Below are 24167 nucleotides of genomic sequence, written 5' to 3'. Positions count from 1 at the left end.
CAGACCAACCCAAAGTGTCGCGGGATGGAGCAGCCCGGTAGCTCGTCAGGCTCATAACCTGAAGGTCGCAGGTTCAAATCCTGCTCCCGCAACCAAATCCACAAAATCAAAACACCGAACGAGCCGCCCAAGGGCGGCTTTGCTCGTTCTCCACCGCACACTTGGCACCAACCCAACAATCGCCGACATACAAAACGTAAGAAACACGCAAAATGCGCAAGAATTGCAGCGCGCCACCAAAAAATCTCAGCACCTGTCGAAATTTGAGAAAACCAGACGTCCTTGGGGCACGAACCTGAAAACAGGAAGGACGATAGATGGTTTTTTCAACGACACCGATTTATGCGTTGCTAGTGGCGATGATCTGGCTCGTCTTATGGTTTCGTGTCTCGGGGATGCGGTCGGCCATGGGCCAATCCATCGGCGATGGCGGCGATATGGCGCTGATTTTGCGCGTGCGCCAACACGGAATCTGCCAGGACTGGGCGACCTTCATATTGATATTGATGATGCTGGGCGAAGGGGGCGGAACACCAGCGCTTTACCTCAACGCGGCGGGCATCTTGCTGGTGACCGGACAAGTTGCGCATCCTTTCGGGCTGAAGATTGACAATGCCGCCCACCCGCTGCGCTATGTCTGTAATGGCACCAATATTTTGGCTGCGCTGATCTTGGTGATTTGCATCGCAGCCCGGGTCTCCAGTCTTTGACCCAGAACTTTTTCAAAGGATTGTTGCTATGAAATACATGATGTTGATCTACACTGACCCCGCGCAGGAACCGGCCTATGGCACCCCGGAATTTGACGAGATGATGAGTGGCTTCTTTGCCGCCAATGAGCGGATGAAAGCGGATGGTGTTCTTCGCGATGGCGAGGGCCTGCAAGGGATCGAAACTGCGACCACCCTTCGGATCCGCTCCGGAAAAGTTGAAACCATGGACGGGCCCTATGCCGAAACGCGGGAGCATTTGGGCGGATAATATGTGGTTGACGTTGCTGACTTGGATGCGGCGCTGAAATACGCGGCACTGATCCCGGCCGCCAACTACGGCACAATCGAGGTTCGGCCTCTGATGGACTACAATCCGGCTGGATAATCCATGAAGAACGCCGCCCCCAAAGCGTTCGCAGTTGGACATGTCATTGATGATGTGTTGCGGCGGGATCGGGGGCTGCTTTTGGCCGGTCTGATCAACCGGTTGGGTGACTTCCAACTGGCCGAGGACGCACTGCAGGAGGCCGCAATCTCGGCCGTGAAACACTGGAGCCGCAACGGAGTTCCGGACAACCCGACCGCATGGTTGATGCGGGTTGGTTTGAACAAGGGCATCGATCGCATTCGAGCGCAACACAGGGAGGGACGGAAAACAGCAGCCCTGGCCATAACCCTGCCGGACTCTGTGACGGACGATATGTCTGAGCAGATACCGGATGACCGGTTGCGTCTGATCTTCACCTGCTGTCACCCCGCGCTGGACCAGAAATCACGCATCGCGCTGACCTTGCGCACGGTCTGCAACCTGACCACACGTGAAATCGCCGCGGCATTCTTGGACAATGACCAAACCATGGGCCAGCGCCTGTCCCGAGCCAAGGCCAAGATTCGCGCCAAGGGGATTGGCTACTCCGTTCCCGATCCGGAAATCTGGCCTGAACGTTTGGATACGGTGCTGACGACCCTCTACCTGATCTTCACCACCGGATACGTGACCGAGGATACGGGACCGCGGGATCTCTGCCACGAAGGTATCCACCTTGCGCGGGTTCTGCGAGATCTCCAACCGGGAGAGCCCGAGATCGAAGGTGCGCTGGCCCTGATGCTATTGACCGATGCCCGCCGCCCTGCGCGTATCGACGCTGATGGCGCTATGGTGCCCGTAGAGGATCAGGACCGAACACTTTGGCGGCAGGGTCAGATACGTCAGGCGCAGCGGCTCCTGCAAGCTGCGGTCGACCAGAGAAAACCGGGACCGTTTCAACTCAAGGCCGCCATTGCGGATTGCCACATGATGGCGCCGGCCCCGGATTGGTGGCAGATGTCGCTGCTGTATCAGTCCCTTTGGGCCTGCGAGCCAACCCCGGTGGTTGCCCTGAACTGGGCCGTCGTGATGGCCGAGGCAGGTCATGCCCAACTGGCCTTGGACAAGCTGGACAGCCTGCGGCCCGATCTTGACGATTTTCAGCCATGGCACGCGGCCCGCGCGCATATTCTTCAGAAGACGGGCCGCACCGCCGCGGCGGTCGCGGCCTATCGGCAGGCCATAGAAGCGGCACCGAACCTGGCGTCCAGAAAGTTTTTGCAACAAAGACTGCGGCGGCTCGCGCACTGAGGATCTGACAAGATCGGGCGCCATTGCGACGATTGCCTGGAATGGGACTCAGCTGGTGCCTTCCGCGTGGGCCAGCATTTCCTTGCCGACTCGCCGATAGTTCACGAAGGAATTGGCGCTCATGACGACAAAGAAGCTGTCCAAATCAATCATGACATAGCCCATTTCCAGAAGTTCACGGGTCAGAGCCGTGATGTCCTCCTGGTACAGCCTTCTCCGGCCACACAGTTCACGCAGCAGCTTCTGCGGGATGCGATACCGGCCCGAGGCCTTTCCTCCGAACTCCCGGGCATACAGCCCGGCTAGGGTTTCCGCGGCATTCGTGAAGTCAGACATTCTATATCTCGTGTAATTTTGCCTATAGACAAAAATTTATCACCTATATAAAGGAACGACAACCCAATTGAATGGCCAAGGCATGGACGGAAACGTAGACATTCCCTCAACCGACGAAGAGCTTTCGCTTCGGATCAAGGAAGCGGTCGAGCAGTCCAATGCGTCCGAGCTTGAGGCGCTTCTGGATCCGCTGACCAGCAGCGAAGCCCTGCGCGAAGTTCTTCAGCTGACACCGGCTGAGCGCGATACCGTTCTGGAGATCGTGCCCGTTGGACTTGCGGCGGAACTGGTTGAAGAAGCGCCAAACGAGATGGCGGTCGAGCTTGTGGAACGCCTCAAGCCCGAGCGTGCTGCCGAGATCATCGAACAGCTGGATTCGGACATTCAGGCCGATGTTATCGGCGAGTTGGATACACCGGATGCCGAGGCCATCCTGTCCGAAATGGACGCCGAAGAGGCTGCGGATGTCCGCCTGCTCAGCACGTTCGAGGATGACACCGCCGGCGGTCTGATGATGACCGAGGTGTTCAAGTTCCGCGACACGCAGACCGTTGGCAATGTCCTGCGCGAACTTGCTTCGGACGACGAGGATTTTGAAAGGTATCGCGGGCAGCACCCCTATATTGTCGATTCCGAGGGGCGCGCCGTGGGCGTGGTATCGCTGCGCAGCCTGCTGACCGCCAAGCGCAGCGAAAAGCTGACAAGCATCATGGTTCCACCACTGACCGTGACCGTGGATACCCCGTTGGAACAGCTGGAAGACGTGTTCAACGATCATCCTTTCCTGGGGGTGCCGGTGGTTTATGCCGACGGTGTCCTGGCGGGTGTCGTGTCCCGCACGGCGGTGGCAGAAGCCACTCTGGAACGCTCGGAAAGTGAAAGCCTCAAACGTCAGGGTGTGGTTGGCGACGAGCTGCGCTCGATGCCTTTGTCGGTGCGGTCCCGTCGCCGGCTGGCCTGGCTTGCGGCCAACATCGTGCTCAACATCATCGCGGCCAGCGTGATCTCGGCCTACGAAGAAACACTGGCCGCAGTGATTGCGCTGGCCATCTTCCTGCCGATGGTATCTGACATGAGCGGCTGTTCCGGCAACCAGGCCGTTGGCGTCACCATGCGTGAATTGAGCCTGGGGTTGGTGCGGCCGCAAGATGCTGTGCGGGTCTGGATCAAGGAGATTTCGGTCGGGGTCATCAATGGGATCGCGCTGGGTATTCTGATCGGGCTGGTCGCGTGGTTCTGGAAAGGCAATCCGGCCCTGGGTCTGGTGATTGGTACTGCGCTGGCACTCAATACGATGCTGGCGGTATCCATCGGCGGTGTTGTTCCTTTGCTGCTGAAGCGGATCGGACAGGACCCGGCCGCCGCAAGTGGCCCGCTGTTGACCACGATTACGGACATGGCCGGCTTCTTCTTCGTGCTCAGCCTTGCAACCCTTCTGATGCCCTGGCTGGTTTGATCATGGCAAACGTTTCGGACAAGGGTCAGCCGCAGATGCCGAAGGTCATTGGTTGGATGGAATACATCGACCTTCCCGACCTGCCATTGAACGACATCAAGGCCAAGATCGACACCGGCGCCCGCACGTCAGCGCTGCATGCAACCGACATTCGGCGGTTTCAACGGGACGGACATCATTGGGTGTCCTTCCTGACGGAGGTACCGGGCGGAGAAGGCATGATCCGTATCGAGGCTCCGATCAAGGAACGGCGCAACATCAAGAACACCAGCGGAATTCCTGAAAACAGGATCGTCATCCGAACCACCATCCGGTTGGGCGACGAAACCTGGCCGCTGGATCTGTCTCTGACCGATCGCACGAACATGACCTTTCAGATGATCGTGGGCCGGGCGGCGCTGAAGAACCACGCGATCGCCGTTCACACCAAGCGCGCGCATCTGTTGCGCGGCAAACCAAAACACCAGGACAAAGGGGATTTGTCATGAAGATTGCCATGCTGGCGCGCAATGCCAACCTGTACACGCACCGCCGCCTCAAGGAAGCGGCCGAGGAGCGTGGGCATCAGCTCGACATCATCGACACCCTGCGGTGCTACATGAACATCGCAACCCGTCGCCCCGAGATCTATTACAACGGCGAAAAGCTGACGGGGTATGACGCGGTGATTCCGCGGATCGGTGCCTCGGTCACCTTCTACGGAACCGCAGTGCTGCGTCAGTTCGAAATGATGGGTGTCTACCCGTTGAACGAAAGCGTCGCCATCGGCCGGTCGCGCGACAAGCTGCGGTCGATGCAGTTGCTGGCCCGCGACGGTGTCGGCCTGCCCGTCACAACCTTTGCCCACGACCCCAAACAGACCGACGAGGTGCTGAGGCTGGCCGGTGGCGCGCCCATCGTCATCAAGCTGCTGGAAGGGACGCAAGGCATCGGTGTCGTTCTGGCCGATACGGACCGGTCCGCCAAATCGGTTGTTGAGGCGTTCCGCGGTGCGGGTGTGAACATCCTGCTGCAGGAGTTCATCAAGGAAGCCGGAGGAACCGACATTCGGGCCATCGTGGTGGGCGGCAAGGTTGTCGCTGCGATGAAACGCACCGGCGCCGAGGGCGATTTCCGCTCGAACCTGCATCGCGGCGGTTCGGCCAAGGTGGTCAAGCTGACACCGGAAGAGCGTGCAACGGCCGTTCGCGCGGCCAAGTCGATGGGCCTGAATGCCTGCGGCGTCGACATGCTGCGCGCCAACCACGGCGCTGTGGTGATGGAGGTCAATTCCTCGCCGGGTCTGGAGGGTGTGGAAAAAGCCACGGGTCTGGATATTGCCGGAAAGATGATCGAGTTCCTGGAAAAGAACGCAAAAGCCGGGGCCACCAAGACCAAGGGCAAAGGGTAACGGCATGGCAAAGCGGCAGCCATTCACGATCGGCCAGGCCACTGTGGCGCCGGGATCGCGGCTTACCGTGGATCTGCCGGTCAGCGTTCTGTCGGACCATACCCCGGTGACCATGTCAGCGCATGTGGTGCACGGCCGACAGGACGGGCCCACCGTTTTTGTCAGCGGTGGGGTGCATGGCGATGAGGTGATCGGCGTCGAGATCATACGCCGTCTGTTGCGTGCGCCCAACCTGGCGACCTTGAAAGGCACGCTGATCGCGGTGCCGATCGTGAATGCGTTCGGCTTCATCAACCATTCGCGCTATCTGCCCGACCGCCGCGACCTGAACCGGGTGTTTCCCGGCAGCGAGAACGGGTCGCTGGCCTCGCGGCTGGCGCATCTGTTCATGACAGAAATCGTCGCCCGCTCGGATCTGGGGATCGATCTGCATTCGGCGGCGATCCATCGTACGAACTATCCGCAGATCCGGATCTCGCCCGACAACCCTCGGACCAAGGAACTGGCCAGCGTTTTCGGAGCACCGATCGTCATCCAGTCGCCCCTGCGCGACGGATCATTGCGCGGCGCGGCCAAGGCGCAGGGGAAAGACATCCTGTTGTACGAAGCGGGCGAGGGTCTTCGCCTGGATGAACTGTCGATCCGCGCGGGCCTTGCGGGCATTCTGCGGGTGCTGAGGCACATGGGGATGGTTCCCGCCAAGCGGATCTCCAAGCCCAAAGCGGCACCGCAGTTCTGTTCGTCCAGCAAGTGGTTGCGCGCCCCGATGGGCGGAATCCTTCGGATCTACAAAGCGGACGGTGAACTGGTTCGCAAAGGTGATCTGCTGGGTGCCGTATCGGACCCGTTCGGCGAAGCCAGCGAGGACATCATCGCTCCGTTCGACGGCTTGATCGTCGGGCGTGCGGTCATGCCTGTGGTGAATGAGGGCGATGCCGTGTTTCACCTGGGGCGGGTCGGGTCCGTGGAAAAGGCCGAAGACTCGATGGAAGACATCAACGCGCAGCTGGAAGATGATCCCATGTTCGACGAGGACGAGATCATCTGAACGGTCCGACACGGATAGGAGACTGGCAATCCAGACACTTGGGGCGGCCTTGGTCGCCCCTCTATTATCCCAGGCGTTTCTTGAACCTGAGCGTCGCGGCCAGCATCCCAAGGACGGCAAACCCGATCATCCACAGGATGTCACCGCGCAGAGCGTAAAGCGTTGCATCCCGCAGAACCACGCCGCGGATCATGTCCATGAAATGGGTGGCCGGCAGCACTTGGGAGATCACCTGAACCGGCTTGGGCATCCCGTCGAACGGGAACATGAATCCCGACATCAGGATCGAAGGCAGCAGAACGAAAATCGTCATCTGCATGGACTGCAGCTGGTTCTGGGCCAGTGTCGAGATCACTAGGCCAAGCGACAGGCTGGCGATGATGAACAGAAGCGTTACCACCAGCAGCGGGATCATCCCTCCGTTTATGGGGACGTCGAACAGGAAATGTCCCAGCCCGAGGATGATCGCGACCTGCAGCAAGCCCAAGAAGATGTAGGGAATGATCTTGCCGATCATCAGTTCGATGGATTTGACCGGGGTGTTGATCAGCATCTCCATGTTCCCCCGCTCGCGCTCTCGGACAATGGCGGCCGAGGTGAACAGGATCATGGTCATGGTCAGGATGACACCCACAAGCCCGGGCACGATGTTCACCGCCGAACGTTGCTCGGGATTGAAATACAGCGTGACCTCGAAGGTCGGGACCTGACGGTTTGGCGGCTGTCGCAGCAATTCGGTCAGTGGCATGCTGCGCAGGGATTTGATGGCGCTGGCCACCATGGTGTCCGACCCGTCCACGATCCAATGAGCCACGGGGCGGCTGGATGTCTGGTTCGTCGCGTTGGGCAGACCCAATCCGATGGACGGGCTTCGGGCAAGCCGGTCATCGACGTCGGGCGGAATGATGAACGCGGCGCGCACGGTGGACTCGGTGATCGCCTGTTCGGCTTCTTCCGGGGTCGAGAAGACCTCGGTGATGGTCACGACCTGCGTAGCCTGAACGATCTGAGCCAAGGTCCGGGACAGCGACGAATCGGCCTGATCCACGATCCCGACCGGTATATGGCGGATGTTGGTGTTGATTGCGTATCCGAACAACAGCAGCTGGATTAGCGGGATCATGATGACCATGGCAAAGGTCATCCGGTCGCGCCGCAGTTGCAGCAGCTCTTTCTTGAGAACGGCGGTGATGCGGCGGAGCGATTTCATTGGGCGGGCCCCTTCGTCGCGCTGACGAACACGTCTTCCAGATTGGGGCGCTGCATCGACATCGTCACGTTGGGAAAGTCCGAAAGGCGCGACGTGATCATCGCCATCGGTTCGGTTTCCGACTTGTCCACCAGAACGCGCAATCGGGCACCCACCTGCGCCGTCGACAGCACCTTGGGCGTGTCGTCCAGCAGGTGTTTGACCTGCCGCAGCCCCTCACCCTCGACCTCGATCACGGTGGCGTTCAGGTCTTCCATCAGTTGCCGGGGCGATCCATCCGCCTTTTTCACCCCATGCTCGAGAATGGCCAGCTTGTGACACCGTTCCGCCTCGTCCATGAAATGCGTGGACACGATCATCGTCGCGCCCTGATCGACCAGGTCGAACAGCTGTTCCCAGAAAGACCGGCGGGTTTCGGGGTCGACGGCCGATGTCGGCTCGTCCAGAAACAACAGCTTGGGGCCGTGCAGCACCGTGGCCGCCAGCGCCAGTTTCTGCCGCTGCCCGCCGCTCATGCTGCCGCTCAGTTGATTGGCGTTTTCGGTCAGGTCGTAGGTTGTCAGCAGTTCGTCGATCCGGTCGGCGGATTTGCGGCGCGGCATTCCGTAGATCTCGGCGGCAAAGCGCAGGTTCTCCAGCACCGTCATGTCGCGGTAATACGAAAAGATCTGCGTCATGTACCCGATTTCATTCTTCAGCGGCTCGGCGAATTGCGGCATTGGTCGGCCCAGCACCGAGACGGATCCGCTGCTGGGCGTCAGCAGTCCGGTCAGCATTCGCATCGTCGTTGTCTTGCCGCAGCCGTTCGGGCCCAGAAACCCATAGATCTGACCCTGGCGTATCTCCAGGTCCAGGTTGCTGACGGCTGTCTTTTCCTTGAACCGGCGCGTCAGACCCTGGGTCGAGACCACCAGATCGCTCATGGCATCTTCACCTGGACGGGAACGCCTGCGGGCAGATCTCGGGCGGTTTCCGGCAGGTCGATTTCTGCCAGATAGACCAACCGCGTCCGATCATCCTTGTTCAACCCGTAGTAGGGGGTGAAGGACGGGTCGTCGCTGACCCATCGCACGGTGCCCGTCAGAGGTTGGTCCAGCCCGTCGACCCGAACCTCGAGAGAGTCTCCGGGAGCGATGTCCACCCGGCTGGGTTCGGGGACATAGACGCGGGCGAAAGGGGCCGCGCCGGACACCAGCACCGCGACCGGGCTGCCCTGAGCGACCCGTTCCCCCAGGTTCCAGGGAAGGGAATCCAGGATGCCGTCCCGTGTCGCAACAACCGTCAGGTCATCCAGAACGGTCTGCTCGGCGGCAACCGCCGCTTCGGCCGCCCGCACATTGGCCCGGGCTACCGACAGATCTTCGGGGCGGGTTCCGTTCTCCAGTTCTTTCAGGGACTCCCGAGCGCTTTCCAGTGCCGCCCGAGCGGAATCGCGTGCGGCAATATCCTGATCCAGGCGCGCCTGGCTGACGACCGAGTTGACGACCAGCTGGGAATTCCTCTGATACACGGCCTCAGCGTCCAGCAGACGTGCCTCGGCACCGGCGACGTTGGCGCGCGCGATCGCAATCTCCTCTTCGCGCGGGCCGACTTCCAGTTTCAGCAGCGTGGCCTGCGATTTTTCCAGTTCCGCCTGCGCGAGGTTCAGCTTCGCGGTCTGCAGATCCGTGTCGAACCTGACCAGCACGTCGCCGACCTTGACCGGAGACCCTTCTGCAACAGGCAGTTCCACGATGATCTCATTGGCCGTTGCCGTCAGTGCGACCCGGTCCCGCGCCAGAACTCCCAGCGCGGTGCCGGTGTTCTGGCCCGAACATCGGTCCAGCAACGCAGCAGGGAGAATGGCCATGACCAGCAGCGGAATCGGCAGGGACACATTCATCAAATCATCGTCTCCTTGGTCGGGGCGGTTTGGTATCGGTGTCAATTTCTGCCCCGACTCAAAGGTTTAACAGACGATTGAAAAATCACAAAAGCAGAACCAAACGGGCCAATACCAAGCCATCCAAGGATGCCCAGGCTGCAAATTCAAGAGATTGACCCCGCCCACGACCGGCTGAGTTCTGTCCTGACCGCGGTGCAATGGCGGGCAAGAGCGCGGGCACATACAGGGCGCAAATAATCCTTGCAACCGGTTGCAAAAAAGAACATGCTCCCGCCAGAATTATACCCAGAGGTCACAATGCTCAGAATCGGATTGCTTGGAGCAGGGCGCATCGGAACCGTCCACGCGCAAGCCATTTCGGACCACCCGGACAGCACGCTTGTTGCGGTTTCGGACGCAATGGAAGACGCCGCCGCACGTCTGGCGCAAGCGCATGGAGCTGTAGCGCGCACGTCGGAAGACATCATCGCCGACCCGGATATCGACGCGGTACTGATCGCCACGCCGACGGATACGCATTCGGACCTCATCGAGGCGGCGACCGCCGCGGGAAAGGCCGTTCTGTGCGAAAAGCCGGTCGATCTGGACCTGAACCGCGCCCTCGCCTGCCAGCAAGCCGTGGCAGGTACCGGTCAACCGGTCATGATCGGGTTCAATCGGCGTTTCGATCCGGGCTTTGGCGCATTGAAATCCGCCGTTCAGTCCGGCGAGATCGGAGGCCCCGAATTGCTGTCGATCACTTCTTTTGATCCGGCGCCGCCCCCGATTTCCTATGTCAAAGTATCGGGCGGATTATTTCGGGACATGACGATACATGATTTCGACCTCGCCAATTTCATCATGGGTGACTTACCGGTCACTGTTTCGGCCGTTGGCACATCAACCGTGGATCCGGCCATCGCCGAGGCGGGGGATGTGGACACCGCCGTCGTCACCATGACCTACAAAGACGGTCGGATCGCCGTCATCAAGAATTCTCGCCGGGCCGTATACGGCTATGATCAACGGGTCGAGGTCTTGGGGTCCGGCGGGCTGCTGCAGGCGCGCAACGTGCTCGAGAACAACCTGGTGAAATCCACGTCCGACGGCGTGATCAGTGCCAAGCCGACCTACTTCTTCCTCGAACGCTACATGCCTGCCTATCGGGCGGAATGGGATGCGTTCGTGACTGCGGTCAAGACCGGATCCGCCGTGCCGGTGACGCTGGAAGACGGCGTCGCAGCGCTGGCCCTGGCCGAAGCTGCGACCCGATCGGCCAGGACGGGTATTCCGGTAAAGCTGGAGGAAATTTTGAAACCGGTTGCAAAATGACGTGAAGTATTGAAACTGAAACGGCCCCGATGCGTATCGGTGCGACAGAGATTCGGCCTTGCCGGATGAATGGGTCCAGGACCCGGACAAGACAAAAATCTGTCCTAGTGGGAGGAAACGTAATGAACAAATTTTTCATAGGTGCTTTGGCCGCCGGCGCGCTGGCGCTGGCCACTCCGGCCTTTGCGCAGGACATCGTCGTGGTATCGCACGGCCAGGCGAATGACGCGTTCTGGAACGTGGTCAAGAACGGGGTCGAGCAGGCCGGCACGGATATGGGCGTGAACGTCGAATACCGCGCGCCCGAAACCTTCGACATGGTTGCCATGTCGCAGCTGATCGATGCCGCCGTGAACCAGGAACCCGACGGGCTGATCGTCTCGATCCCGGACGCCGACGCGCTTGGCCCCTCGATCGAACGCGCGGTTGCCGCGGGTATCCCGGTGATCTCGATGAACTCGGGCTCGGACGTGTCCAAGGAGCTGGGCGCGGCGCTGCATGTCGGTCAGGATGAGTTCGACGCCGGCAAGGCCGCCGGTGAGAAGCTGGCCGAAATGGGCGGCAAGAACGCGATCTGTGTGAACCACGAGGTCGGCAACGTCGCGCTGGACCTGCGCTGCGCGGGCTTTGCCGAAGGCTTTGGCGGCAACGTGACTGTTCTGCCCACGTCGAACGACCCGTCCGAGATCGAGTCGAAAGTGTCGGCGGCTCTGGCTTCAGATGAAAGCGTCGATACCGTGATGGCGCTGGGCGCAAGCTCGGCCGGTGAGCCCACAGTGGCCGCCGTCAAAGGGTCGGGGCGCGACGTGAACGTGGCCTCGTTCGACCTGTCGGCCAACTTCCTGCAGTCGATCGTCGATGGTGACGCGGCCTTTGCCGTGGACCAGCAGCAGTATCTGCAGGGTTACCTGCCGGTCGTGTTCATGGCGCTGAACGCCAAGTACGGCCTGATGCCGGGCGGCAACGTGCCCTCGGGTCCGAACCTGATCACCGCCGACAAGGCCGGTCAGGTGGTCGAGCTGTCCGCTCAGGGTATCCGCTGATACCGGCGGGCTGAAAATCGGGGCGGCGTCAGGGCGCCGCCCCTGCCAAACGGGAGGAAACCATGACCGAGTCTGCACAAGCGGCGATGGACGAACGGATCAAGAAGGAACCGTTCCTGACCAAGCTGATGAAGCGGCCCGAACTGGGGGCCATCGCAGGGGCGATCCTTGTCTTCATCTTCTTCGCCATCACGGCCGATGAATCGATGTTCACGCTTGCCGGCATCATGAACTTCATGACCCCGGCCGCCCAACTGGGTATTCTGGCCATCGGCGCGGCGCTGCTGATGATCGGGGGCGAGTTTGACCTGTCGATCGGCTCCATGGTGGCCTTTGCCGGCCTGTTCTTCGGGGTCTGCGTGGTGACCTGGCAGCTGCCCTTGGTGGCCGCGATCCCGATGACTTTTGTTTTTGCCGCCTTTGTCGGGGCAATCAACGGCACCATCGTCATCCGCTCGGGTCTGCCATCCTTCATCGTGACGCTGGCCTTTCTGTTCATTCTGCGCGGCCTGTCCCTGGTGGGGCTGAAGGCGGCCACCGGCGGGTCGACCCAGCTGCGCGGCGTGCGCGATCAGGTCGAAAATGACTGGCTCGCGCCGTTCTTTTCCGGAGAAGCCTTTGCCAGCCTGTTCACCTGGCTGGCCGAAAAGGGCTTGATCGACACGTTCAAAAGCGGCGCGCCCAAAGTGCCGGGTGTCCCGGTTGAAATCCTGTGGTTCGTGGCCTTCGCCATTGCCGCCACCTATGTTCTGCTGCGCACCCCGGCCGGCAACTGGATCTTCGCCTCGGGCGGCGACCGGGTTGCGGCGTCGAACTCGGGCGTACCGGTGAACCGGGTCAAGATTTCACTGTTCATGCTGACTGCCTGTTGTGCCGCGCTGGTGGCGATCATCACCGTGATCGACGCAGGCTCGACCGACGCGCGGCGAGGCTTCCAGAAGGAATTCGAGGCGATCATCGCCGCGGTGATCGGTGGCTGTTTGCTGACCGGAGGGTATGGATCGGCCATCGGGGCGTTCTTCGGGGCGATCATCTTCGGCATGGTGGTCATAGGCCTGACCTATACCGATTTCGATCAGGACTGGTTTCAGGTGTTCCTGGGGGCGATGCTGCTGATCGCCGTTCTGTTCAACAACGCGATCCGCAAACGCGTAACCGGGGAGCGCTGACATGACCGAAGATACCAAGTTCCACCACGGCGACGCGGTCAAGGACGTGGCCCCGGTCGTCGAAATGAAAGAGATCGAGAAGCATTTCGGCAACATCATCGCGTTGGCGGGCGTCAGTTTCGACGTCAAGCCGGGTGAATGCCACTGCCTGCTGGGTGACAACGGGGCGGGCAAATCGACCTTCATCAAGACGATGTCCGGGGTGCACAAACCCACCAAGGGCGAGATTTATTTCGAAGGCCAGCCGATGTCCTTCGACACGCCCCGCGACGCGATGGAGGCGGGCATCGCCACCGTGTTCCAGGACCTGGCGATGATCCCGCTGATGAGCGTCACGCGCAATTTCTTTATGGGGCGCGAGCCGACCAAGGGGAAAGGCCTGTTGAAACGGTTCGACATCGAGCACGCCAACGAGGTCTGCATGGAAGAGATGCGCAAGATGGGCATCAACCTGCGCGGCCCCGATCAGGCGGTGGGCACCCTGTCGGGGGGCGAACGTCAGACCGTGGCGATTGCCCGTGCGGTCTATTTCGGCGCCAAGATCCTGATTCTGGACGAACCGACCTCGGCGTTGGGCGTGCGGCAGACATCGAACGTGCTGGCCACCATCGACAAGGTGCGCCACCAGGGCATCGGCGTGGTCTTCATCAGCCACAATGTCCGGCACGCGTTGGCCGTGGGCGACCGGTTCACGGTTCTGAACCGCGGCAAGACGCTGGGCACCGCCCGGCGCGGTGAGATCTCGCCCGAAGAGCTGCAGGACATGATGGCCGGCGGGCAGGAGATGGCCGAGCTGGAAGGGTCGCTGGGCGGCACCGTCTGAAGGTTTCTCCCCAGTGTCCCGCATCATGCGGGGCACCAATATCACCAGGGTCCGGCAGGCCGGGCCACCCGGTCTGGGTGGTGGGCGTGTCGGATCCTTTCACGACAGAATGATTGCAACGGATTGCCCATAGCGGCCTCGTTCTGAAAGGGATCATGATGAGCAAGACAATCCGACTGACCGCGGCGCAGGCCTTGGTGCGTTACCTTGGCGCGCAGATGAACGAAGACGGCCAGCCCTTCATCGCCGGTGTCTGGGCGATTTTCGGCCATGGCAACGTGGCCGGTCTGGGCGAGGCGCTGCACGGTGTGCGCGACAGCCTGCCCACCTATCGCGGTCACAATGAACAGACCATGGCCCATTGCGCGATCGCCTATGCCAAGCAGATGCGGCGCAGCCGCGCCATGGCGGTCACCTCGTCGATCGGGCCGGGGGCGACCAACATGGTCACCGCCGCCGCGCTGGCGCATGTGAACCGCCTGCCGGTGCTGCTGTTGCCGGGGGACGTTTTCGCCACCCGCGGCCCCGACCCGGTGCTGCAACAGACCGAGGATTTCACCGACGGCACCGTTAGCGCCAATGACTGTTTCCGCCCGGTCAGCCGCTATTTCGACCGGATCACCCGGCCCGAACATCTGCTGACTGCCCTGCCGCGCGCCTTCCGCACCATGACCGACCCGGCCGATTGCGGGCCGGTGACCCTGGGTTTTTGCCAAGACGTGCAGGCTGAGGCCTATGACTATCCGCTCAGCTTCTTCGAGCCGCGCATCTGGCACCAGCGCCGCATCCGCCCGGACGAGGGCGAACTGGCCCGCGCGGCCGAGGCCATCCTGTCAGCCAAACGTCCGATCATCGTGGCCGGCGGTGGTGTCCATTATTCCGGCGCGACCGACGCGCTGCAGGCCTTTGCCGAGACCCACAACATCCCCGTGGCCGAGACGCAGGCCGGCAAGTCGGCCCTGGCCTGGGATCACCCGCTGAACCTGGGCCCGGTCGGCGTGACCGGGGGTGAGCCCGCCAACACCGTCTGCGCCGAGGCGGATCTGATCCTGGGCATCGGCACGCGGTTTCAGGATTTCACCACCGGGTCCTGGGGGCTGTTTTCCAACCCCGAGCGCAAGATGGTCTGCCTGAACACCGCCGCCTATGACGCCGCGAAACACGGCGCGATGCCGCTGCTGGCCGATGCGCGGGTCGGGATCGAGGAACTGGGCGCAGCCCTGCAGGGCTATCGCGCCGACCCGGTTCCCGACACGCTCAAGGCCGAGTGGTTTGCCAAGGTCGATGCGCTGACCGACGCACCGGGCGATTCCAACGCGCTGCCCACCGACATGCAGGTGGTGGGCGCAGTGCAGCGCGCGGCACATGACGACACGGTGGTGATGTGCGCCGCCGGCACCATGCCGGGCGAGTTGCACAAGCTGTGGAAGGCGCCGCGTCCGGGGGCCTATCACATGGAATACGGCTTCAGCTGCATGGGCTACGAGATCGCCGGCGCCATGGGCATCAAGATGGCACAGCCCGACCGCGACGTGATCTGCTTCACCGGGGACGGCACCTACATGATGGCCAACTCGGAAATGGCGACGGCGGCGATGATGGGCGTGCCCTTCACCGTGGTAATCACCGACAACCGGGGCTTTGGCTGCATCAACCGGCTGCAGATGGGCACCGGCGGGGCCGAGTTCAACAACCTGCTGGACCATGCGGTGCACGAGACGCCCTCGGCCATCGACTTTGCGGCCCACGCGGCGGCGATGGGGGCGACCTCGGTCAAGGTCGCCTCGATCGCCGAGCTGGAAGAGGCGCTGGCCAAACGTGGCGAAGTCAAAGGCCCCTATGTGATCGTCATCGACACCGACCCGTACCCCTCGACCGAATATGGCGGCACGTGGTGGGAGGTGGCGGTGCCCGAGGTCAGCACCCGCCCTGCAGTGAATGAAAAACGTGCGGCCTACGAGGCTGCCATCAAGGAAAGAAACTCCAAATGAGCGTGAAGATCGGCATCTCTCCGATTGCGTGGCAAAATGACGACCTGCCCGACCTGACGGCGGCGTTCACGATGGAACAGGCCCTGAAAGAGGCGCGTCAGATCGGCTATACCGGGGTCGAGCGCGGGCAGCGCATGCCCGCCGATACCGCAGGCCTGCGCGCCTATCTGGAAGGCAACGACATTGCCCTGTGCGGCGGCTGGTGTTCGGGCAATTCGCTGGTCAATGATTTCGCCGCCGAACGCGACGCGGTGCGCGCGCGGGTCGAGCAGTTCGTGGCGCTGAACAGCCCCTGCATCGTCTATGCCGAATGCTCGAACACGATTCAGGGACAGATCGGCACCCCGGTCAATGACCGCCCGCAACTGTCGAAAGACGAGATCAAAGCCTATGGTGCCAAGATCACCGAACTGGCCAAGTGGATGGCCGATCAGGGCATGCCGATGGCCTATCACCATCACATGGGCACGATCATCGAAAGCGAAGATGACGTGAACTGGCTGATGGACGGATCCGGCCCCGAGGTGAGGCTGTGCTTTGACACCGGGCATCTGCTGTTCGGCGGCGGTGATGTGCTGGCCACGTTGAACCGTTGGGGTGATCGGGTTCACCACGTGCATTTCAAGGACATCCGCCCCGGCATCGTGCGCGACACGCGCGGCAACCGGCGCAGTTTCCTGGATGCGGTGATCGCAGGGGCCTTCACGGTGCCCGGCGATGGCTGCATCGACTTTCAGGAGGTCGCCCATGCGTTGAAAGCCCTGGATTACGAGGGCTGGATCGTGGTCGAGGCCGAGCAGGACCCGGCCAAGGCCCCGCCCTATGAATACTCGAAGATGGGTTATGACCACATCGTCGAGGTCTGCGGTCAGGCCGGATTGACGATCACGGCCTGATCTTTCGCCCCCCGGGGCGCAGCCATGGGAAAGGAGCGTTTCATGGTCCGTCAGCAACCTGGTTTCGCCGGCTGTTTCGGCCCCGAGTCCTGTGATCTGGACGAATTCAAGGTGCTGACCTCGCAGAGCCTGTGGCCCGAGCAGGTGCCTCACGCGGCCGCGGTGGAGAAGAACGTGCCCATCTATGACATGCACGCGCTGCGGCCCGCCCTGGAAACGCCGGACGCCCGGCGTGCCCTGCTGGCCGAATGGGGCTGGATTCTGGGCCGATCTGCCGGGGTGATCGCGCTGAAAGGGGCCTATGCCGAGACCTCGGTCATCGACCGGGCGACCGAGGTGTTTCGCCGGATCATCGAAGATGAGCGTCAGGCCGGGGGCGGCGAAGGTGATCACTTTGCGGCTTCGGGCGCGAATGATCGGGTGTGGAACGCGCTGCAAAAGCAATGCCTGCGCGACCCCGAGGGTTTTGCGCTCTATTTCGGCAACACGGCGATTGCCGCCGCCAGCGAGGCCTGGCTGGGCCCCGATTACCAGATGACCGCGCAGATCAACCAGGTGCGGCCGGGCGGCAAGGCGCAGCAGGCGCATCGAGACTATCACCTGGGGTTCCAGACCGCCGACAAGGCGGCCCAGTTCCCGGCGCATGCCCATATGGTCACCGCCGCGCTGACCCTGCAGGGCGCGGTTGCCCATTGCGACATGCCCATCGAGAGCGGCCCGACCAAGCTGTTGCCGTTCTCGCAGCTGTATGGGCCCGGCTATGTCGCCTTTCACGACGACGCGCATCGGGCGCATTTCGAACAGACCTGCATCCAGCTGCCGCTGGCCAAGGGCGATGCGGTGTTCTTCAACCCGGCGCTGTTCCATGCAGCCGGCGAAAACAGCAGCGCCGACATCCACCGGATGGCCAACCTGCTGCAGGTTTCGTCGGCCTTCGGGCGCGCGATGGAAGCTATGGACCGCAAGGCGATGTGTGTGGCCGTATTCCCGGCACTGATGGCGTTGAAACAGCGCGGCGATCTGGATGATGCCCGCATCGGCGCCGCAATCGCGGCCACGGCCGAAGGCTATCCCTTTCCGACCAATTTGGACACCGATCCGCCGGTGGGCGGAAACGCTCCGCCCAGCCAGGCCGATATCCTGCGCCGGGCGGTGTCGGAAAGCTGGACGCAGGCACAGTTGGAACAGGCGCTGGACGCGCGACAGGCGCGGCAGGCGGTATGACGGAACCCGGGCGGCCGGTGCTGCCCCAACACAGGTGAAACCGATGGCAGAACTGCTGAGAAAACCGTTCGGAACCCATGGAAAGGTGCATGACATCACGCCGGCCAACGCTGGCTGGCGCTATGTGGGCTTTGGCCTTTATCACCTGCGGGCCGGCGAGCGCGCCGCCGAGGTCACCGGCGACCGCGAGGTCATTCTGGTGATGGTCGAGGGCAAGGCCCGGATTACCGGCGCCGGGCAGGATTGGGGCGTGTTGGGCGACCGGATGAACGTGTTCGAAAAATCCCCGCCCCATTGCCTGTACCTGCCCAACGGCACCGAGTGGGAGGCAGCAGCCGAAACCGATTGCGTGATCGCCGTGTGCTCGGCCCCGGGCAAGGGCGGCCATGCCCCGCGCCGGATCGGGCCCGAGGGCATCACCCTGACCGAGCGCGGCAAGGGAACGAACACGCGCCACATCAACAACATCGCGATGGAGGCCGAGGATTGCGCCGACAGCCTGCTGGTGACCGAGGTCTTCACCCCCCACGGCCATTGGTCATCCTACCCCAGTCACCGGCATGACGAGGATGACTATCCCCGCATCACCTATCTGGAAGAGACCTATTACCACCGCCTGAACCCGGCCAGCGGGTTCGGCATCCAGCGCGTCTATACCGATGACGGTCAGTTGGACGAAACCATGGCCGTGTCCGATGGCGATGTGGTACTGGTGCCGCGCGGGCACCACCCTTGCGGGGCGCCCTACGGGTTCGAGATGTATTACCTCAACGTCATGGCCGGGCCGCTGCGCAAATGGCGTTTCGTTCCGGCGCCCGAAGTCGAATGGATCATGGAGCGCGACAAATGACCAAGGCCTTTGCCATCCATCCCAGCCTGAAAGGGCGCACGGTGTTCGTGACCGGCGGGGCCTCGGGCATCGGGCGCGAAATCGTGCGCGGCTTTGCCGAGCAGGGGGCCAAGGTCGGCTTTGTCGACATCAACGCCGAGGGCGGAAACGCGCTGCTGGAAGAACTGGACGGAACCCACGCCTTTGCCGCCTGCGACCTGCGCGACATCGCGGCGCTGCGGTCCGCTTTTGACGAGCTGGCGGGCGCGCTGGGCACAGCGGACGTTCTGGTCAACAACGCCGCACATGACGACCGGCACGACTGGCGCGAGGTGACGCCGGACTATTGGGACGAGCGCATGGCGACCAACCTCCGCCACATGTTCTTCGCCATCCAGTCCGTGGCGCCCGGCATGATCGACAAGGGCGCGGGGTCGATCATCAATATCGGCTCGAATTCCTGGTGGGAGGCCGGCGCGGGCTTTCCCGCCTATGCCACCGCGAAATCCGCTGTGCACGGCCTGACCCGCACCATGGCGCGGGAACTGGGCGATCACCGGATCCGGGTCAACACGGTCGTGCCCGGCTGGATCATGACCCAGCGCCAGAAAGACCTGTGGGTCACGCCCGAGGCGCTGGCCAAGCAGATCGACCGCCAATGCCTGCCCGACCCGATCGACCCGGTCTATGTGGCGCGGATGGTGCTGTTTCTGGCCTCGGACGACGCGGCCATGTGCAGCGCGGCCAATTTCATGGTCGAGGGCGGCTCTATCTGACGCCCATGGGGTCGTTCCCGTCCGGAATGGACGTGCGTCGATACACTGGGGCCGGTTGACGGATCGACACCCGGCAAGGAAAGATGCGGGATGATTTCCTATGTCACGGTTGGCGCGGACGACATCGCGCGTGCAAAACGGTTTTACTGCGCCTTTCTGCCGGATCTCGGCTATGCGCTGGAAGAGGGTCCCGAGGGGCTGAGTTTCGCCTTGCCGGTGCCGCCGGGCCAGCAACTGGTTCTGCCGGAATTTTATGTCAAACCGCCTTTTGATGGGGCTGCGGCCTCGGCCGGGAATGGTGCGATGGTCGCCTTCGAGGCGCGCAGTCAGCGGCAGGTACGAGACCTGCACGCCGCCGCGCTGCGGGCCGGCGGATCGGACGAAGGTCAGCCGGGCTTTCGCGCTATGTACGGGCCGCGTTTTTATGTCGGCTATCTGCGGGACCCACAGGGCAACAAGATCGCCCTGTTTTCCAGCAATCCAAACGAACCGGGGCGCGACGATTAGGACCCGCCAGCGCATTTTGAAGAACGGCACAGGTCGGGACGGTTAGCGCTGCGGCGGCGCACCAAAGGCGCGGATCACGGCGCGGGCGGCAGCCTCGACCGGATCATGGGTTTCCTTCAGGATCGTCACCCGGTCGAACCGGTCGGGGTCACGGTTGACGGCCTCGCGCAGGGCGGCGCCGAAGGCCATGCGCAACTCGGTCCCGATGTTGAACTTGCAGATCGCGGTTTCACGCGCCAGCCGCGCGCGCTGTTCGACGGGCACGCCCGATCCGCCATGGATCACCAACGGTACGCTGGTCACGGCCTGAATTCGGCGGATGCGGTCCTTGTCCAGCCCGCCTTCCTTGTTCTGCTGAAGGTGGACGTTTCCGACCGAGATCGCCATCGCATCCACGCCGGTCTGGGCGGCGAAGGTGGCGGCCTCGTCCGGGTCGGTCCCGGCCGAGCCTTCGCCCCCGGAATAGCCGACGAAGCCGATCTCGCCCTCGCACGAGATCCCGGCGGCATGGGCCATTTCGGCAATCCCGGCGGTCTCGTCGATATTCTGCTGCAGGGGCTTGCGCGATCCGTCGAACATCAGCGAGGTGAACCCGCTGTCCAGCGCGATCTTGCACTCCTCGAACGTATAGCCGTGGTCCAGATGCGCCACGACGGGCACCGAGGCGTTTTCGGCCAGATACCGGAACATCTTGCCCAGAACCGGCAGCGGCGTGTGCTCGCGGCAGCTGGGGCCGGCCTGCAGGATCACCGGGGCGTTCTCGGCCTCGGCCGCGGCGACATAGGCGCGCATGTCCTCCCAGCCCAACGTCACGAGGCCGCCGACGGCATAGCCCTGTTCATAGGCGGGTTGCAGGACGTCTTTGAGCGTAACGAGGGTCATTTGAACTTGGCGATCATGTCTTTGATGCCCGGGATCGTCTCGATCTGATAGGCATGGGTGGGCTGGAAATACTGCACCAGCGATCGTTGGGTCAGCCCGCCGAGGATGGTGAAGTAATACATCTCGTATCCCGGCAGAACGCAGCAGGGGTGATAGCCCTTGTCGATACAGATCGTGGAGCCATCGACGATGTGATAGGCGTCACCCGGTTCGTTGTCCTCGCGCTGCAGCATCTGCAGGCCCGAGCCCCAGTTCGGTTTGAAACGGAAATTGTAGGTCTCGTCATGCCGGGTCTCGTCCGGCAGGCGGTTGGTGTCGTGCTTGTGGCTGGGAAAGCCCGACCAGCCGCCCTGACCCACGGTGAACAGCTCGCTCACCAGCAGGCGGCCGACCTTGTCATGCTGTTTCTGGCCCAGGATATGCTTGATCTTGCGATGGGTCTTGGTGTCGTCGCTGCCATATTGCACCAAGTCATGCTCGCGCACGTCGAACGGGTCCAGCACCTTGTCATACTTTGCGCCGGCCACGAACACCTCGGCCGTATCCGAGACGCAGACCATCTGCGCCCGTGCCCCTGACGGGACATAAGCCCCCTCGGGCTCGCCATCCCAGACATCCTCGCCCCGGTTGCCCAGATGGGCAAAGTGCACGCCCTCGACATCCAGATCGACGCTGCCGGTGGCGGGCACGATGCAGGTCTCGTACCCTGGGACCTGGTATTCGAAGGCTTCGCCGCGCTTCAACTTGACGATGTTGAAATAGTTCAGCGGCACGGTCGGATCATCGACATCGACGATGGGTTTGTTCTGGTTGTCGAACGGGGGGATGTGCATCGGGCTCTCCTATCCGGCCGGGGTGGGGCCGGGGTGGGACGCAAGGAAAGCGTCCAGGTCTTCGGTGGTTGGCATGGCGGGCGCGCAGCCTGGTTTGGACACGACGATCGAGGCGCAGGCCGAGCCGCGCAACACCGCCTGTTCCAGCGAATGGCCCGCCGCGACCGAGGCCAGCAGCCCGGCCATGAAGCTGTCGCCCGCGCCGTTGGGTTTGACGGCGGTGACCGGGTAGATGCCGGTGTGGATCTCTTGCCCGTCGGTCAGGGTCACGGCGCCCTTTTCGCCCATCTTGTAGATGACGATGCGGCCGGGTTTCTCGGCCAGATCGCAGGCTTTCCGGAAGCCTTTCTCGATCCCACCGGCCATGAAACCGAACTCTTCGTCATTGCCGACGATCATGTCGCTGGCCTCGCCCGCGCGCGACAGCACGTCGGCGGCGACTTGCGCCGAGGGCCAGCTGTAGGGCCGGTAGTCGATGTCGAAGATCACCGGCAGACCGGCCTTGCGCGCGTTTTCGAAGGCGCGGAAGGTGGCGCTGCGCGACGGTTCGGCGGCAAACACGGTTCCGGCCGAGATCGCCGCGCTAAAACGACCATAGTCGACCCGGTCCATGTCATCTTCAGTGACCTGAAAATCGACGGCGCCGTTTCGGTAGATGACGTTCTGAAAGTCCTCGATGCAGCTTTCATAGACCGCCAAGGACATGCGGTATTCACCGCCGACGACGCGGATGAAAGAGGTGTCGACACCATAGTGATGCAACTTGTTGAGGCAGAACCGCCCAACCGCGTCATCCGAGACGGAGGTGATCAGCGACGCCTGGCTGCCCAGCTTGACCAGACCCGCGCAGATATTCGCGGACGAACCGCCCAAGTCCGCGCGGAACATGTCGGCATGTTCGCTTTTGACACCGACCGGATCGGCGAACATGTCCATGCCAGCGCGCCCGAAAACGGCAAACCGGTTTCCTTTGATGCCGTCGATCAAGTGACTCAAACTGTACCTCCCAGGCATTTTGATCCCGCCGATCCGATGGACCTTGCATTGGATCGATTCTCACGATACTGATTTTGCAACCGGTTGCAATCAGTATGTTCGGAGCCGCCCAAAATGCCAGAAATCGGAATTGGAATCGTCGGAGGCGGCTATATGGGCAAGGCCCATTCGGTGGCCATGTCCGCCGTGGGCGCCGTGTTCGACACCGCGCTCAGACCGCGGCTCGAGATGATTTGCGCCTCAAGCCTTGACAGTGCCGAACGCTACCGCGCCGCCTACGGGTTCCGCCGTGCCACCGCCGACTGGCAGGCCTTGGTCAAAGATCCGGTGGTCGAGGCCGTCGTGATTGCATCGCCCCAGTCCACCCACCGGCAGATCGCCGAGGCGGCGCTGGCGCTGGGCAAGCCGGTGCTGTGCGAAAAACCGCTGGGCGCGTCGCTTGAGGACAGCCGTGCCATGGTGGCGGCGGCCGAGGCCTCGGGCACCGTCAACATGGTTGGGTTCAACTATATCCGCACCCCGGCCAGCCAGTTTGCCCGCCAGCTGATCGCCGACGGCGCGATTGGCGACATCACATGGTTCCGCGGTGAACATACCGAGGATTTCTATGCCGACCCCGAGGCCCCGGCGACCTGGCGCACGACCGGCATGGCCAACGGCACCATCGGCGATCTGGCGCCACACATGGTCAATGGCGCGCTGGCTCTGGTGGGGCCGATCGCGCAGGTCATGGCCGATGTGGAAACCGTTCACCACACCCGCCCGGGCGGTGCAGTGACCAATGACGACCACGCCCAGATGATGTGCCGGTTTGAAAACGGCGTCATGGGGAACCTATATTTCAGCCGTATCGCGACCGGCCGCAAGATGGGTTATGCCTACGAGATTTCGGGCACCAAGGGCGCGATCCGGTTTGACCAGGAGGATCAGAACGCCCTGTGGCTCTATCGCCGCGAAGGCCCCGAGACCCAGCGCGGTTTCACCAAGATCCTGACCGGTCCGGAGCATCCCGATTATGAGCCCTTTTGCCAGGGTCCCGGCCACGGCACCGGATATCAGGATCAGATCATCATCGAAGCCAAGGATTTTCTGACCGCCATTCATTCCGGCCGGAGCAACTGGCCCACCTTCCGGGACGGGCACGAGGTCAACCGGGTGCTGGCGGCGGCGCTGGCCTCGGCCGACAGTCGCGGCTGGCAGGACGTTGGCGCGTTCTAGGCCCGGCACGTTT

25 protein-coding genes and 1 tRNA gene are annotated in these 24167 nt (G+C 62.4%); 19 read left to right on the top strand and 7 right to left on the bottom strand.

Features of this window, described 5'->3' with window-relative positions; translation table 11 throughout:
- Window positions 1-18 precede the first annotated feature (18 nt).
- From ACR0BA_RS14700 to ACR0BA_RS14685, 4 genes are all read left to right on the top strand, one after another.
- Window positions 19-95: transfer RNA gene (locus tag ACR0BA_RS14700), tRNA-Met, on the top strand.
- Between the two features lie 222 nt (window positions 96-317).
- Window positions 318-710, top strand: a complete 393-nt coding sequence (locus tag ACR0BA_RS14695; protein WP_480728625.1) for an MAPEG family protein — start codon at window positions 318-320, stop codon at window positions 708-710.
- Between the two features lie 28 nt (window positions 711-738).
- Entirely contained in the window at window positions 739-981 is a 243-nt protein-coding gene (locus tag ACR0BA_RS14690; RefSeq protein WP_254432984.1) for a YciI family protein, read from the top strand.
- A gap of 120 nt (window positions 982-1101) precedes the next feature.
- Window positions 1102-2331 (top strand): RNA polymerase sigma factor, encoded by a 1230-nt coding sequence (locus ACR0BA_RS14685; protein WP_480728623.1) that lies wholly within the window; start codon window positions 1102-1104, stop codon window positions 2329-2331.
- A 48-nt stretch (window positions 2332-2379) separates the two neighbouring features.
- On the opposite strand, the gene ACR0BA_RS14680 is transcribed toward ACR0BA_RS14685, so the two are convergent.
- Entirely contained in the window at window positions 2380-2667 is a 288-nt protein-coding gene (locus tag ACR0BA_RS14680) for a hypothetical protein (protein ID WP_170343210.1), read from the bottom strand.
- Window positions 2668-2749: 82 nt separating this feature from the next.
- On the opposite strand from ACR0BA_RS14680, the gene mgtE reads away from it, so the two are divergent.
- Genes mgtE through ACR0BA_RS14660 form a run of 4 tightly spaced genes read left to right on the top strand, consistent with a single transcriptional unit; the run spans window position 2750 to window position 6561 of the window.
- Window positions 2750-4123, top strand: coding sequence for a magnesium transporter (mgtE, locus tag ACR0BA_RS14675; protein WP_170373268.1), 1374 nt, complete (start codon window positions 2750-2752; stop codon window positions 4121-4123).
- A 2-nt stretch (window positions 4124-4125) separates the two neighbouring features.
- Entirely contained in the window at window positions 4126-4611 is a 486-nt protein-coding gene (locus ACR0BA_RS14670; protein ID WP_170342576.1) for an ATP-dependent zinc protease family protein, read from the top strand.
- Complete coding sequence (gene rimK, locus ACR0BA_RS14665; protein WP_093963715.1) at window positions 4608-5513, top strand: 30S ribosomal protein S6--L-glutamate ligase; 906 nt, start codon at window positions 4608-4610, stop codon at window positions 5511-5513. The genes ACR0BA_RS14670 and rimK overlap by 4 nt, the downstream gene beginning before the upstream one ends.
- A gap of 4 nt (window positions 5514-5517) precedes the next feature.
- Window positions 5518-6561 (top strand): succinylglutamate desuccinylase/aspartoacylase family protein, encoded by a 1044-nt coding sequence (locus ACR0BA_RS14660; RefSeq protein WP_170343207.1) that lies wholly within the window; start codon window positions 5518-5520, stop codon window positions 6559-6561.
- Window positions 6562-6625: 64 nt separating this feature from the next.
- On the opposite strand, the gene ACR0BA_RS14655 is transcribed toward ACR0BA_RS14660, so the two are convergent.
- The 3 genes from ACR0BA_RS14655 to ACR0BA_RS14645 are packed head-to-tail and all read right to left on the bottom strand — an operon-like array spanning window position 6626 to window position 9653.
- Window positions 6626-7771, bottom strand: a complete 1146-nt coding sequence (locus ACR0BA_RS14655) for an ABC transporter permease (RefSeq protein ID WP_170342570.1) — start codon at window positions 7769-7771, stop codon at window positions 6626-6628.
- Window positions 7768-8694: an ABC transporter ATP-binding protein gene (locus ACR0BA_RS14650; RefSeq protein ID WP_480728621.1), complete on the bottom strand. Its 927-nt coding sequence runs from the start codon at window positions 8692-8694 to the stop codon at window positions 7768-7770. Before ACR0BA_RS14650 ends, ACR0BA_RS14655 begins: the two co-directional genes overlap by 4 nt.
- Entirely contained in the window at window positions 8691-9653 is a 963-nt protein-coding gene (locus ACR0BA_RS14645; RefSeq protein ID WP_254432983.1) for an HlyD family secretion protein, read from the bottom strand. The genes ACR0BA_RS14650 and ACR0BA_RS14645 overlap by 4 nt, the downstream gene beginning before the upstream one ends.
- A 300-nt stretch (window positions 9654-9953) precedes the next feature.
- Between ACR0BA_RS14645 and iolG the strand changes: the two genes are divergently transcribed.
- From iolG to ACR0BA_RS14595, 10 genes are all read left to right on the top strand, one after another.
- Window positions 9954-10967 carry an inositol 2-dehydrogenase gene (gene iolG / locus ACR0BA_RS14640; RefSeq protein WP_480728619.1) on the top strand — a complete coding sequence of 338 codons (1014 nt, stop codon included), beginning with the start codon at window positions 9954-9956 and terminating at the stop codon, window positions 10965-10967.
- A 122-nt stretch (window positions 10968-11089) separates the two neighbouring features.
- Window positions 11090-12010 carry a sugar ABC transporter substrate-binding protein gene (locus ACR0BA_RS14635; protein ID WP_480728617.1) on the top strand — a complete coding sequence of 307 codons (921 nt, stop codon included), beginning with the start codon at window positions 11090-11092 and terminating at the stop codon, window positions 12008-12010.
- A 62-nt stretch (window positions 12011-12072) separates the two neighbouring features.
- Window positions 12073-13179 (top strand): ABC transporter permease, encoded by a 1107-nt coding sequence (locus ACR0BA_RS14630; protein ID WP_170343202.1) that lies wholly within the window; start codon window positions 12073-12075, stop codon window positions 13177-13179.
- 1 nt (window position 13180) lies between these two features.
- A complete protein-coding gene (locus ACR0BA_RS14625; protein WP_093963708.1) occupies window positions 13181-14002 on the top strand; it encodes an ATP-binding cassette domain-containing protein in 822 nt (273 codons plus the stop codon).
- A 158-nt stretch (window positions 14003-14160) separates the two neighbouring features.
- Complete coding sequence (gene iolD / locus ACR0BA_RS14620; RefSeq protein WP_480728614.1) at window positions 14161-15993, top strand: 3D-(3,5/4)-trihydroxycyclohexane-1,2-dione acylhydrolase (decyclizing); 1833 nt, start codon at window positions 14161-14163, stop codon at window positions 15991-15993.
- A complete protein-coding gene (gene iolE, locus ACR0BA_RS14615) occupies window positions 15990-16889 on the top strand; it encodes a myo-inosose-2 dehydratase (RefSeq protein WP_480728612.1) in 900 nt (299 codons plus the stop codon). The genes iolD and iolE overlap by 4 nt, the downstream gene beginning before the upstream one ends.
- Before the next feature lie 42 nt (window positions 16890-16931).
- On the top strand, window positions 16932-18113 hold the full coding sequence (locus ACR0BA_RS14610; protein ID WP_480728610.1) for a phytanoyl-CoA dioxygenase family protein: 1182 nt from the start codon (window positions 16932-16934) through the stop codon (window positions 18111-18113).
- Between the two features lie 43 nt (window positions 18114-18156).
- Window positions 18157-18963: a 5-deoxy-glucuronate isomerase gene (gene iolB, locus ACR0BA_RS14605; RefSeq protein WP_480728608.1), complete on the top strand. Its 807-nt coding sequence runs from the start codon at window positions 18157-18159 to the stop codon at window positions 18961-18963.
- Entirely contained in the window at window positions 18960-19718 is a 759-nt protein-coding gene (locus ACR0BA_RS14600; protein ID WP_480728606.1) for an SDR family NAD(P)-dependent oxidoreductase, read from the top strand. Before iolB ends, ACR0BA_RS14600 begins: the two co-directional genes overlap by 4 nt.
- A 90-nt stretch (window positions 19719-19808) precedes the next feature.
- Window positions 19809-20225, top strand: a complete 417-nt coding sequence (locus ACR0BA_RS14595; RefSeq protein ID WP_480728604.1) for a VOC family protein — start codon at window positions 19809-19811, stop codon at window positions 20223-20225.
- Between the two features lie 42 nt (window positions 20226-20267).
- Here ACR0BA_RS14595 and ACR0BA_RS14590 read toward each other — a convergent pair whose 3' ends face one another.
- Genes ACR0BA_RS14590 through ACR0BA_RS14580 form a run of 3 tightly spaced genes read right to left on the bottom strand, consistent with a single transcriptional unit; the run spans window position 20268 to window position 22954 of the window.
- On the bottom strand, window positions 20268-21107 hold the full coding sequence (locus ACR0BA_RS14590) for a class II fructose-bisphosphate aldolase (protein ID WP_480728602.1): 840 nt from the start codon (window positions 21105-21107) through the stop codon (window positions 20268-20270).
- Window positions 21104-21940, bottom strand: a complete 837-nt coding sequence (locus ACR0BA_RS14585; RefSeq protein WP_170359807.1) for a 5-deoxy-glucuronate isomerase — start codon at window positions 21938-21940, stop codon at window positions 21104-21106. Before ACR0BA_RS14585 ends, ACR0BA_RS14590 begins: the two co-directional genes overlap by 4 nt.
- 9 nt (window positions 21941-21949) lie before the next feature.
- Window positions 21950-22954: a PfkB family carbohydrate kinase gene (locus ACR0BA_RS14580; protein ID WP_480728600.1), complete on the bottom strand. Its 1005-nt coding sequence runs from the start codon at window positions 22952-22954 to the stop codon at window positions 21950-21952.
- A gap of 96 nt (window positions 22955-23050) precedes the next feature.
- On the opposite strand from ACR0BA_RS14580, the gene ACR0BA_RS14575 reads away from it, so the two are divergent.
- Window positions 23051-24154 carry a Gfo/Idh/MocA family protein gene (locus ACR0BA_RS14575; RefSeq protein ID WP_170600970.1) on the top strand — a complete coding sequence of 368 codons (1104 nt, stop codon included), beginning with the start codon at window positions 23051-23053 and terminating at the stop codon, window positions 24152-24154.
- Window positions 24155-24167 lie beyond the last annotated feature (13 nt).

The organism is Ruegeria sp. CI5 (assembly GCF_056536885.1).
This window is presented reverse-complemented; position numbering and strand designations above follow the sequence as displayed.

Bases quoted from the DNA above. Each gene is read 5' to 3' on its own strand.
- ACR0BA_RS14695 (WP_480728625.1), top strand. From the start codon at position 318: ATGGTTTTTTCAACGACACCGATTTATGCGTTGCTAGTGGCGATGATC.
- ACR0BA_RS14690 (WP_254432984.1), top strand. From the start codon at position 739: ATGAAATACATGATGTTGATCTACACTGACCCCGCGCAGGAACCGGCC.
- ACR0BA_RS14685 (WP_480728623.1), top strand. From the start codon at position 1,102: ATGAAGAACGCCGCCCCCAAAGCGTTCGCAGTTGGACATGTCATTGAT.
- ACR0BA_RS14680 (WP_170343210.1), bottom strand. From the start codon at position 2,667: ATGTCTGACTTCACGAATGCCGCGGAAACCCTAGCCGGGCTGTATGCC.
- mgtE (WP_170373268.1), top strand. From the start codon at position 2,750: ATGGACGGAAACGTAGACATTCCCTCAACCGACGAAGAGCTTTCGCTT.
- ACR0BA_RS14670 (WP_170342576.1), top strand. From the start codon at position 4,126: ATGGCAAACGTTTCGGACAAGGGTCAGCCGCAGATGCCGAAGGTCATT.
- rimK (WP_093963715.1), top strand. From the start codon at position 4,608: ATGAAGATTGCCATGCTGGCGCGCAATGCCAACCTGTACACGCACCGC.
- ACR0BA_RS14660 (WP_170343207.1), top strand. From the start codon at position 5,518: ATGGCAAAGCGGCAGCCATTCACGATCGGCCAGGCCACTGTGGCGCCG.
- ACR0BA_RS14655 (WP_170342570.1), bottom strand. From the start codon at position 7,771: ATGAAATCGCTCCGCCGCATCACCGCCGTTCTCAAGAAAGAGCTGCTG.
- ACR0BA_RS14650 (WP_480728621.1), bottom strand. From the start codon at position 8,694: ATGAGCGATCTGGTGGTCTCGACCCAGGGTCTGACGCGCCGGTTCAAG.
- ACR0BA_RS14645 (WP_254432983.1), bottom strand. From the start codon at position 9,653: ATGAATGTGTCCCTGCCGATTCCGCTGCTGGTCATGGCCATTCTCCCT.
- iolG (WP_480728619.1), top strand. From the start codon at position 9,954: ATGCTCAGAATCGGATTGCTTGGAGCAGGGCGCATCGGAACCGTCCAC.
- ACR0BA_RS14635 (WP_480728617.1), top strand. From the start codon at position 11,090: ATGAACAAATTTTTCATAGGTGCTTTGGCCGCCGGCGCGCTGGCGCTG.
- ACR0BA_RS14630 (WP_170343202.1), top strand. From the start codon at position 12,073: ATGACCGAGTCTGCACAAGCGGCGATGGACGAACGGATCAAGAAGGAA.
- ACR0BA_RS14625 (WP_093963708.1), top strand. From the start codon at position 13,181: ATGACCGAAGATACCAAGTTCCACCACGGCGACGCGGTCAAGGACGTG.
- iolD (WP_480728614.1), top strand. From the start codon at position 14,161: ATGAGCAAGACAATCCGACTGACCGCGGCGCAGGCCTTGGTGCGTTAC.
- iolE (WP_480728612.1), top strand. From the start codon at position 15,990: ATGAGCGTGAAGATCGGCATCTCTCCGATTGCGTGGCAAAATGACGAC.
- ACR0BA_RS14610 (WP_480728610.1), top strand. From the start codon at position 16,932: ATGGTCCGTCAGCAACCTGGTTTCGCCGGCTGTTTCGGCCCCGAGTCC.
- iolB (WP_480728608.1), top strand. From the start codon at position 18,157: ATGGCAGAACTGCTGAGAAAACCGTTCGGAACCCATGGAAAGGTGCAT.
- ACR0BA_RS14600 (WP_480728606.1), top strand. From the start codon at position 18,960: ATGACCAAGGCCTTTGCCATCCATCCCAGCCTGAAAGGGCGCACGGTG.
- ACR0BA_RS14595 (WP_480728604.1), top strand. From the start codon at position 19,809: ATGATTTCCTATGTCACGGTTGGCGCGGACGACATCGCGCGTGCAAAA.
- ACR0BA_RS14590 (WP_480728602.1), bottom strand. From the start codon at position 21,107: ATGACCCTCGTTACGCTCAAAGACGTCCTGCAACCCGCCTATGAACAG.
- ACR0BA_RS14585 (WP_170359807.1), bottom strand. From the start codon at position 21,940: ATGCACATCCCCCCGTTCGACAACCAGAACAAACCCATCGTCGATGTC.
- ACR0BA_RS14580 (WP_480728600.1), bottom strand. From the start codon at position 22,954: ATGCCTGGGAGGTACAGTTTGAGTCACTTGATCGACGGCATCAAAGGA.
- ACR0BA_RS14575 (WP_170600970.1), top strand. From the start codon at position 23,051: ATGCCAGAAATCGGAATTGGAATCGTCGGAGGCGGCTATATGGGCAAG.